General features: G+C 71.7%; 10 protein-coding genes. 7 read left to right on the top strand and 3 right to left on the bottom strand.

The annotated features are described in order from the left end of the window. Positions 1-624: 624 nt before the first annotated feature. The gene (locus tag AB0K10_RS33100) at positions 625-879 is read right to left on the bottom strand and encodes a hypothetical protein (RefSeq protein WP_363690159.1); all 255 of its coding nucleotides are present in this window, start codon (positions 877-879) and stop codon (positions 625-627) included. 172 nt (positions 880-1051) lie between these two features. Here AB0K10_RS33100 and AB0K10_RS33095 point away from each other — a divergent pair, with 172 nt between their 5' ends. From AB0K10_RS33095 to AB0K10_RS33065, 7 genes are all read left to right on the top strand, one after another. Continuing rightward, a complete protein-coding gene (locus AB0K10_RS33095) occupies positions 1052-1504 on the top strand; it encodes a PRC-barrel domain containing protein (protein WP_363690157.1) in 453 nt (150 codons plus the stop codon). A gap of 21 nt (positions 1505-1525) precedes the next feature. Next, positions 1526-1702 (top strand): hypothetical protein, encoded by a 177-nt coding sequence (locus AB0K10_RS33090; protein ID WP_363690156.1) that lies wholly within the window; start codon positions 1526-1528, stop codon positions 1700-1702. Positions 1703-1793: 91 nt separating this feature from the next. Next, on the top strand, positions 1794-2852 hold the full coding sequence (gene trpS / locus AB0K10_RS33085) for a tryptophan--tRNA ligase (protein WP_363690154.1): 1059 nt from the start codon (positions 1794-1796) through the stop codon (positions 2850-2852). A gap of 77 nt (positions 2853-2929) precedes the next feature. Further along, positions 2930-4132, top strand: a complete 1203-nt coding sequence (locus AB0K10_RS33080; protein WP_363690152.1) for a low temperature requirement protein A — start codon at positions 2930-2932, stop codon at positions 4130-4132. A 104-nt stretch (positions 4133-4236) separates the two neighbouring features. Then, on the top strand, positions 4237-4581 hold the full coding sequence (locus AB0K10_RS33075; protein WP_363690161.1) for a YciI family protein: 345 nt from the start codon (positions 4237-4239) through the stop codon (positions 4579-4581). Between the two features lie 2 nt (positions 4582-4583). Beyond that, positions 4584-5834 carry a sigma-70 family RNA polymerase sigma factor gene (locus AB0K10_RS33070; protein ID WP_363690150.1) on the top strand — a complete coding sequence of 417 codons (1251 nt, stop codon included), beginning with the start codon at positions 4584-4586 and terminating at the stop codon, positions 5832-5834. 26 nt (positions 5835-5860) lie between these two features. Continuing rightward, entirely contained in the window at positions 5861-6451 is a 591-nt protein-coding gene (locus AB0K10_RS33065; RefSeq protein WP_363690148.1) for an HAD family phosphatase, read from the top strand. Between the two features lie 4 nt (positions 6452-6455). Here AB0K10_RS33065 and AB0K10_RS33060 read toward each other — a convergent pair whose 3' ends face one another. Both AB0K10_RS33060 and AB0K10_RS33055 read right to left on the bottom strand, forming a co-directional pair. Next, positions 6456-7427 carry an NADP-dependent oxidoreductase gene (locus AB0K10_RS33060; RefSeq protein ID WP_363690146.1) on the bottom strand — a complete coding sequence of 324 codons (972 nt, stop codon included), beginning with the start codon at positions 7425-7427 and terminating at the stop codon, positions 6456-6458. A gap of 176 nt (positions 7428-7603) precedes the next feature. Next, positions 7604-8671, bottom strand: a complete 1068-nt coding sequence (locus AB0K10_RS33055) for a DUF916 domain-containing protein (protein WP_363690144.1) — start codon at positions 8669-8671, stop codon at positions 7604-7606. Positions 8672-8805: the final 134 nt, after the last annotated feature.

Raw genomic sequence — 8805 nt, 5'->3', positions numbered from 1 at the left:
CGAAGGCCCGACCAGTCCGGGGTATAAATCATAATTGGCACTGGCTTTACAAGCACCCTGTTGAGTTCTCAAAGAACAACCACACACCGATCAGACAGCCCAACCTGTGGGCCACCATCCTGGGGCATTTTCGTTCCGTGTCCCGCCGCTCTCGCGCCGGGCACTTTTACTACGTTACCTCACCGTCTTCGCCGTGTCAAACCGTGTGTACCGGTCTGTCGTGCTTCGTACGGGTTGGTCCCGGCGCACTCACGCAGCAGCGAACCGCTGCGTCAGGTCGTCGGATTTGGCAGGCCGGCCGCTGCGGTCTCCCGCAGTCTCGCCCGGTTCCCTGCCGGTCGTGAACCTTACCCGGTCGGTTCCGCTGCACCAAATCCGCCTCGCGGCTGATCCGGTGAGCCCCGCCCGAACCGCGTCCGCAGAGGCGAACCCCTGCCTGACCCGGTTACCTGCCCGATCCGGTGCTCCAGGTCTTTCGCCCTGTTTGCCCCGTTCCGCGCTGGCAGAGAGAAAGTTACGCGTCCGTGGGTTTGATCGTCAAATCGGCGGGTGGCGTCCCGCGTCACACTCGTTCCCGTCCGGGCCCGATAAACCAAGGGGAGCCCCGCTGAGCTGCGGCGGAGGTCAGGACGCCTGCCGTCGGCGGGCGGCGAACCAGGCTCGGATACCGAGTACGCCGACTGTCGTCCCGATGGCCAGGGACGCGGCGATCAGGAGGGCGTGCACCCACAGGAAGCTGGTGGTGGCGCCCTCGGCCACCGTGCCGGAGGACCAGGATCGGGGGTCCTGCCAGATGGCGACAGCGAACCTCGGCCAGATCACCCAGGTCCAGATACCGACCCCGACCAGGAAGAGCGCCCACCCTCGCGACAGCACCATGGCAGCCGAGTATGCCAGCGCACCGTGCCCCGCGAGCTGGCCAAGGGCACGGCGGACGCGACGTCCGGGCCGCACCCGCCGACCGGGGCTCGCGCCCCGGTGATCCGTTTCCGGCCGCGCCCGGGCGGGCACTTCGATCCAGGACAGCTGAGGACCGCCCCCGGAGGTACCCGTGCAACCCTCGATCTTCAATCCCTGGGCCTGGCGCGACCCTTCCGCCCTGGCCGGCGGATACACGCAGACCACCCCCTCGGCCGCCCCGACGGACGGCCCGGACGCTGTGCACGACGGCCCCGACGCCCCCGGCCCCGGCACTCCGGTGGACCTGGTCGGCTACCACGTGCAGGCGAGCGACGGGCGCATCGGCACGATCGACGAGGCCAGCGACGAGGCGGACGCCGGACACCTGGTGGTGGACACCGGGCCGTGGATCCTCGGTCAGAAGGTGCTGCTGCCGGCCGGCACCGTGGAACGGGTCGACCACCTGGACCGTGTCGTACACGTCGACCGGACCCGGCAGGAGATCAAGGACGCGCCACCGTACGACCCGGAATCGACCGACCCGGAGTACCGGGACCGGGTCGGCAGGTACTACACGGACCGCCACCTGCCCCCTCGGGACTGACACCCCCGGTACTGTGAGGTCGTGGTCCGGACGGGCAGTTGCGTGTCGGAGGCCGTCGCTGTGGTCGACGGTCTGCCGCGCGGTGTCGTGCCCGTGTTCCCGATCAGCTCCGGCGACGGCCGTGAGCACTTCCTGGACGTACTCCGTGCCGGTGGTCTGCGGTTCCGCGCCGGCGCGCGATGGCGGACGGCTCGCTGAGCCCTGTTTTCCGCTGACCGAGGGGGCGAGTCCGCCCCGCTCGGCGCGCGCCCACGCGTGACCCACCTACCCGCACGAAAGGCGCCTCGCCATGTCCATCGCACGCATGCTCACCGGCGACCGGCCCACCGGCCGCCTGCACCTCGGCCACTATGTCGGCAGCATCGCCAACCGGGTGCGGCTGCACCAGCGCTACGAGAGCTTCTTCATCATCGCCGACCTGCACATGCTGACCACCCGCAACCGGCGGGAGGACATCGACCAGGTCTCCGGCAACGCCCGCGAGATGGTGACCGACATCCTTGCCGCCGGCGTCGATCCGGCGCGAGCCACGTTCTACCTCCAGTCGGCCATTCCGGAGGTCGGCGACCTCAACACCCTCCTGCAGAACCTGGTGACCGTGCCCCGCCTGGAACGGGTGCCCTCGTTGAAGGACATGGCCCGCGACGCGGGCAAGGAGGAGATGCCGTACGGGCTGCTGGGTTATCCGGTGCTTCAGGCCGCGGACATCCTGTGCGTGAAGGGTGAGGTGGTTCCGGTCGGCAGGGACAACGCCGCGCACGTCGAGGTGACCCGGGAGATCGCCCGCCGCTTCAACCACCTGTACGGGCCGGTCTTCCCGGTGCCCGAGCTGATCCCGGCGGACACGCCGAGTCTGGTGGGCACCGACGGCACGGCCAAGATGAGCAAGAGTCGGGGTAACGCGATCGCGTTGTCCGACGACGCGGCCACGGTGCGCCGCAAGGTGCGCGGGATGTACACCGACCCGAACCGTGTGCGGGCCGACGTGCCGGGGACTGTGGAGGGCAACCCCGTCTTCGCGTACCACGAGGTGTTCAACCCGGACCGTGCCGAGGTGGCCGACCTGGCCGACCGTTACCGCGCCGGGAAGGTGGGTGACGTGGAGGTCAAGGAGCGGCTGGTCGTCGCGCTGGAGACGTTCCTGGCGCCGATTCGGGAGCGTCGGGCCGCGATCGAGGCCGACCGGGGACTTGTCGACCGACTGATCGTCGAGGGTACCGAGCGGACCCGGCAGGAGGTGCGCCAGACCCTGATGGAGGTACGCCGGGCCATGGGACTGACCGGGGCGTACCAGCAGATACGGCGACGGGCCGAGCGGAACCGGCGGCGGACGGACGCGCCGGCCTGACTAGCGCGGCCACGATCGGGTCTCCCCATCCGGACGGGGAGACCCGACGTCTCCTCCGGAGGGCGCAGAATGCCAGGATGAGGGGGATTCGTCCGGCCCCGGCCGGTGACGCGCACCGGACGACGATGTTCGAGATCTTCTTCGACCTGGTCTTCGTGTTCGCGCTCACCCGGGTCATCACGTTCATGGCGCAGCCTCCGACCGCCCTCACCCTGGCCCAGGGACTGCTCCTCCTCCTGTTGTTGATCTACTCCTGGGGCCCGTACCTCTGGCTGGGAAACCTGGTCCGCGCGGACGTCGGCCCGGCCCGCGCGGCCACCCTGCTGGCGATGGCCGCCATATTCGTGGCCGCGCTGGTGCTGCCGGACGCCTGGCGGCAACGCCCGGGCCTCTTCGACCCGCCGCTCACCCTCGCGCTGGCCTACCTCGTCACCCGGGCGGTGCAGCTCGTGGTGCTGCTCTGGGCGAGTGCCGATGATCCACAATTGCGCTCGACCCTGCGGTTCTTCGTCGTGCCGGTCACCGCGGCCTGGCTTCCGCTCGTCGTCGGCGCGCTGCTCGGTGGCGTCGCCCAGACCGTGCTCTGGACTGTCGCCTTCCTGGTCGACATCGGCGGTTCCCGAGTGGCCTCCGTCTACCGTCCCTGGCCACTGCGCAGCCTGGACCACTTCACCGAACGGTTCGGCCTGGTGCTCATCATCGCGCTCGGCGAGGCGTTGATCGCCGCGGGCACCGGGCCGAGGACGATGGCGCCGACCGGGGCCGCCCTGGTCGCGGCGCTGCTCGGCCTCGTCGTCACGATCTGCCTGTGGTGGCTCTACTTCGACCGGCTGGCACCCGCCGCCCGGCAGTCCGTCATGCGCGTTCCCGCCGAACGGCGATCCCACGTCGCCGGCGACGCGTACGGCCTCGCGCACGCCCCCCTGATCATCGGCACCATCTACGTCGCGCTCGGCATCGAGCAGGTCCTCGGCCAGCTCACCGAGGAGCCGGCGCACACCGCCCGGTTGAGTTGGCCCTCCGCCGCCGCCCTCTACGCGGGCGCCACCCTCTACCTGCTCGGACGGCTGGTCTTCCGCCGGCTCACCCTCCGTGCCGTACACCCGGGGCAGGGGGTCGCCGCGCTGCTGCCGCTGCTCCTGCTGCCGGTCGCGCGGTCGCTGCCCGCGCTTGCCGAGCTGGCCCTGCTGACCCTGCTGCTGATCGCCGTAACCTGGTACGAGCGGCGGATCGACGGGCGTGGCGAGCTGGTCGAACCGGCGCGACAGGTGCGCCCCTGAGCCTCGGAAAAGTTCCAGCTGCCGTGTCGACATCCCGGGCTCTCGTTCGTCGTCATGCTGTACGGCGATCCCGCCGCACCGAGAGGAGCCGAGACGTGAAGTACATGCTGCTGTTCATGAGCCCCGCGAGCGACGGCGAGGCCGGCAACGGATGCACCTTCGAGGACTGGGTCCGCTACGACCGGGAGATGAAGGACGCCGGGATCTGGGTCTCCGGGCACCCGTTGCAGGACCTGACCACCTGCACGACGGTGCAGGTGGGCCCGGACGGCGAACGCACGATCACCGACGGGCCGTTCGCCGAGACCCGCGAGGTGCTCGGCGGGTACGACATCATCGACGTGCCGAATCTCGACGTCGCGCTGGAGTGGGCGGCCCGCAGCCCCGGTGCCATCGCCAGCGGATCGGTGCAGGTGCGCCCGGTCGCCGAGATCGAGGTCGAGGTCTGACCGTGACGGGCGCGGAGGCGACAGCCGGGGTGGAGGCGGTGTTCCGGGAGGAGCACGGCCGGCTGCTCGCCTCGCTCGTACACCGCTTCGGCGACCTCGACCTGGCCGAGGAGGTCGCCTCCGAGGCGATCGAGGCGGCGTTGACGCACTGGCCGGTCGACGGCGTCCCGAGCCGGCCCGGCGCGTGGCTGCTCACCACGGCCCGCCGCCGCGCCGTCGACCGGTTGCGCCGCGACCGGGTGCTGGCCACCCGGCTGGCCGTACTCCAGGCGGAGGCCGAGCGGGCCGACCCCGCGCCGCCCGCCGACGCGGACCCGGACCTGCCCGACGACCGGTTGGCGCTCTTCTTCACCTGCGCCCACCCGGCCCTGCCCGCGCAGGACCGCGGGGCGCTCACCCTGCGCTTCCTCGCCGGGCTCACCACGGCGGAGGTCGCGCGGGCCTTCCTGGTGCCGCACGCGACGATGGCCCAGCGGCTCGTTCGCGCCAAACGGAAGATCCGCGACGCCCGCATCCCGTTCCGGGTGCCCGGCGCGGACGAGCTGCCCGGACGCCTACCCACGGTGCTCCAGGCCGTCTACTCGGTCTTCACCGAGGGGTACGCCGCCAGCTCCGGCCCCGAACTCCAGCGGACCGACCTCGCCGACGAGGCCATCCGATTGGCCCGGATCCTGCGCCGGCTGCTGCCCGGCGAGCGGGAGGTCGCCGGGCTGCTCGGGTTGCTGCTGCTGGTCCACGCGCGGCGTGCCGCTCGGACCGGGCCGGACGGCGCGGTGGTCCTCCTCGACGACCAGGACCGCGCACTGTGGGACCACGAGATGATCGACGAGGGGCGCGCGCTGGTGCTCGTCGCGTTGACCGGCCCGACGCCCGGGCCGTACGGCGTGCAGGCCGCCATCGCCGCCCTGCACGACGAAGCGGCCGACGTGGCCAGCACCGACTGGCCCCAGGTGGTGGCGCTCTACGACGTGCTGCTCGGCATGGTCCCCTCACCTGTCGTGGCGCTGAACCGGGCCGCCGCCGTGGCGATGCGGGACGGGCCGGACGCCGGGCTCGCCCTGCTGGACGGGTTGGCCGACGATCCACGTCTGCGCGGCTATCACCTGTACCCCGCGACCAGGGCGGACCTGCTGCGCCGGCTGGGCCGCCTCGACGAGGCCGCGACGGCGTACCGGGAGGCGTTGGCGCTGGTCGGCACCGAGCCGGAACGGGCGCACCTGCTGCGCTGGTTGGCATCCGTCACCGAGGACTGAGCGGACGCCCGCTGTACCCTTCCCCGATGACTCTGCCTCTGCCGCCCGGTGAGTTCGCCGCGTACCTGTTCGACTGCGACGGCACCATCGTCGACTCGATGCCGCTGCACTACCTGGCGTGGCAGCGGGCGCTCGACGAGTGGGGCTGCGAGTTCCCGGAGGACCTCTTCTACGCGTGGGGTGGCCGGCCGACCGCCGACATCATCGTCGCGCTGAACGAGCGGCACGGTCTGGCGATGCCGGTGGAGACAGTCGTCGAGAACCGCGAGCGCATCTTCCAGGAGTTGCTTCCGCAGGTCACCGCCGTGCCCGAGGTGGTGGCGCACATCCACGACGCCCACCGCCGGGTGCCGTTCGCCGTCGTCTCCGGCAGCACCCGCGCCACGGTCACCGCCTCCCTCGACGCGCTCGATCTGTTGGACCGCTTCGACGTGCTGGTGTGCGCCGAGGACTACACGCGGGCCAAGCCCGACCCGGAGGCGTTCCTGCTCGCAGCCCGGCAGCTCGGCGTACCCCCGGGCTCCTGCCTGGTCTTCGAGGACACCGACCTGGGCATCCAGGCCGCGACGGCGGCCGGCATGGCGTCGGTACGCGTGCCGCAGCAGCGCGTCGGCTGACGTCTCAGGCGATCGTCAGCAGCAGCTTGCCCAGGTAGGAGGTTTCCAGGCGCTTGTGCGCCTGGTGCACCTTGCCCAGCGGGAACTTCTCGGCGACGTGCACCACGAACGGCCCGGCCTCGATGAGCTCGTTGAGGCGCTGCAACTGTTGGCGGTTGGCCACACCGTCGTACGCCCGGACCGTCACACCGGACCGTTCGCGCGGTTCCGGCCGCACCCCGTGGGCGTACGCGACGACCGCGCCGTCGGAGAGCGTCTCGGTGAGCCGGTCCAACGTCTTGCCGCCGGCCATCGCCAGGATGCCGCCCACCCCGCCCGGGGCGGCGTCCCGGATCGTCGCGAGCACCTCGGCGGGGTCGGCGTGCCCGTCCACGGACACGTCGGCGCCGAGGCGGGTCACCAGCGCCACCCCGTCCGGGCCGGAGGCCACCGCTATGACGTTGAGGCCCTGCCGCTTGGCCAACTGCACGGCCAGGTGGCCCTGCCCACCGCTCGCACCGAAGATCAGCAGCCAGGCGCCGCCCGGCAGGCTGAGGGTGTCCAGCCCGGCCAGCGCGGTCAGCGCGTCGGTGGACATGGCACCGGCGTGCTCGGCCGGCACACCCTCGGGCACCTTCGCGGCGTACTCGGCCTTGACGGCCGCGTACTCGGCGTAGAAGCCGCCCTTCGGTCGGGTGGTGGCCGAGACGTAGACCAGGTCACCCACCGCGAGATCGGTCACCTGACTGCCGGCCGCGATGACGGTTCCGACGCCGTCCGAGCCGGGCACGATCGGAAACTCGCTGCCCTCGGGCACCAGCACGCCCTGTCGCTCGTACACGTCCCACACCCCGACGCCGGCGCTCAGGACCCTGATCAGCACCTCGTCGGCGCCGGCCTCCGGCACCGGAAGTTTCCGCAGGGTGATCACCTCCGGCCCGCCGAACTCGTCCAGGGCCGCAGCCTGCATCCGCTCTGGCACGTCCGCGTCAACCATGTGGGCTTCCTCTCCGGGCCGGCGTCACCGTCGCAGCATGCCGGGTCGGCGGCGGACCCGAGCCGGTGCTGAGTGCCGTTCACCCACAAGGGCGACCGTGGTGGTCGCGGGTGGCCGTCGACCTGATCCGACGCGCGATCTTGGCCGCCGGACATGGCGGCGCTGAGCAGAGGCGTTCAGGACGTCTTCGGCTCCCGACCGCCGAGGGCCTGCGCGACCGCGTCGCGCACCCGGGCGTCCTCGCGTGCCCGGCGCTGCGTCCGGCTGCGGCGGCGGTACAGGTACGCCCCGACGACCAGGGCGATCAGCACGACGAGCGCCAGGACGACAGTCCACGGCAGGGCCCAGCCGTGTGCCGTTGCCTCCACCGTCTTGAGCGAGGTGGTGGAGCCCGACGCGTCGGTGAGCAGCGGAGTGACGGTGGCGGTCGCCGCGAGCCGGACGGCGGGAGCGACACCGCGTACGGGCACCGTCACGTCCCAGCTCTCGCCCGGGAGCAGCTGCGGCGGCGCGGCGATGTCACCGGCTCGGGCGCGCAGTACGCCGAACGGACCCGAAACCGAGACTGCCTGTTTCCCGGACAGGGCCGCGTTGCCGGTGTTGCGGATCGTGTAGGCGACTGTGGCGTCGCCCTTGGCGAGCGGGTTGGACGACCCGTCGTACGTCACGTGGAGGTTCTCGATCGCGAGGTTCGGCTTCAACTCGCCGCCGACCCGCAGCGTGATCCGGATGCCGAGGCGGCGGTCCACGTTGATGCCCTCGGCCTGGTCGGACTGCGTCAGCGTGGTGAGGATGCCGCCGACGTGGTCGCCGGGCGTGGCGTTGGCGGGGACGTTGATCGTGAAGGGGACCTGTGCGGTCTTTCCGGGCTGGACCACGACGCTGCCGGCGCTGGCCTTGACCCAGGCGCCGACCGCTACGGACTTCTTGTCCCTGGTGAGCAGGTCGAGCTGCCCGGCGTCGGTGGTGAAGCCGTCGGCGGCGTACACGGCGAGGGTCAGCGGCGCCGGGCCGCGGTTGGCCACCACCATGGCGTCCTCGACGGTCCCACCGGGGTTGACGTTGTAGCTGTAGCTGGACCGGGCTTCGCCGTAGCTGTTCGAGGCAGTCCGAACCGTCCAGGCGACGTTGCCGTCGGCCGCTCGGGCGGGGCCGATGCCGACGCCGGCTGCCGCGACGACGGCGAGCAGGGACAGCGCGGTGGTACGAACGAGTGTCTTCCAGCGCGTTACGGACGGTTGCATGTCGGATCCTTGAGGTGATCTTGGGGGTGGGCTAACCGGTGGCGGGGGGGGGGGCCCCCCCCGCCCCCCCCCCCCCCCGCGCCCGGGGGGGGGGCGGGAACGGGTGAGGGCGAGCGGCCCGGCCCACAACCCCC

Origin of the sequence: Micromonospora sp. NPDC049274 (assembly GCF_040678875.1) — a bacterium.
GTDB lineage: Bacteria > Actinomycetota > Actinomycetes > Mycobacteriales > Micromonosporaceae > Micromonospora.
The sequence above is the reverse complement of the archived record's forward strand: the minus strand, read 5'-3'. Positions and strand labels throughout refer to the sequence as shown.

Excerpts from the sequence above, each read along its gene's own strand:
- AB0K10_RS33100 (WP_363690159.1), bottom strand. The coding sequence starts at position 879 with ATGGTGCTGTCGCGAGGGTGGGCGCTCTTCCTGGTCGGGGTCGGTATC.
- trpS (WP_363690154.1), top strand. The coding sequence starts at position 1,794 with ATGTCCATCGCACGCATGCTCACCGGCGACCGGCCCACCGGCCGCCTG.
- AB0K10_RS33080 (WP_363690152.1), top strand. The coding sequence starts at position 2,930 with ATGAGGGGGATTCGTCCGGCCCCGGCCGGTGACGCGCACCGGACGACG.
- AB0K10_RS33075 (WP_363690161.1), top strand. The coding sequence starts at position 4,237 with ATGCTGCTGTTCATGAGCCCCGCGAGCGACGGCGAGGCCGGCAACGGA.
- AB0K10_RS33065 (WP_363690148.1), top strand. The coding sequence starts at position 5,861 with ATGACTCTGCCTCTGCCGCCCGGTGAGTTCGCCGCGTACCTGTTCGAC.
- AB0K10_RS33060 (WP_363690146.1), bottom strand. The coding sequence starts at position 7,427 with ATGGTTGACGCGGACGTGCCAGAGCGGATGCAGGCTGCGGCCCTGGAC.
- AB0K10_RS33055 (WP_363690144.1), bottom strand. The coding sequence starts at position 8,671 with ATGCAACCGTCCGTAACGCGCTGGAAGACACTCGTTCGTACCACCGCG.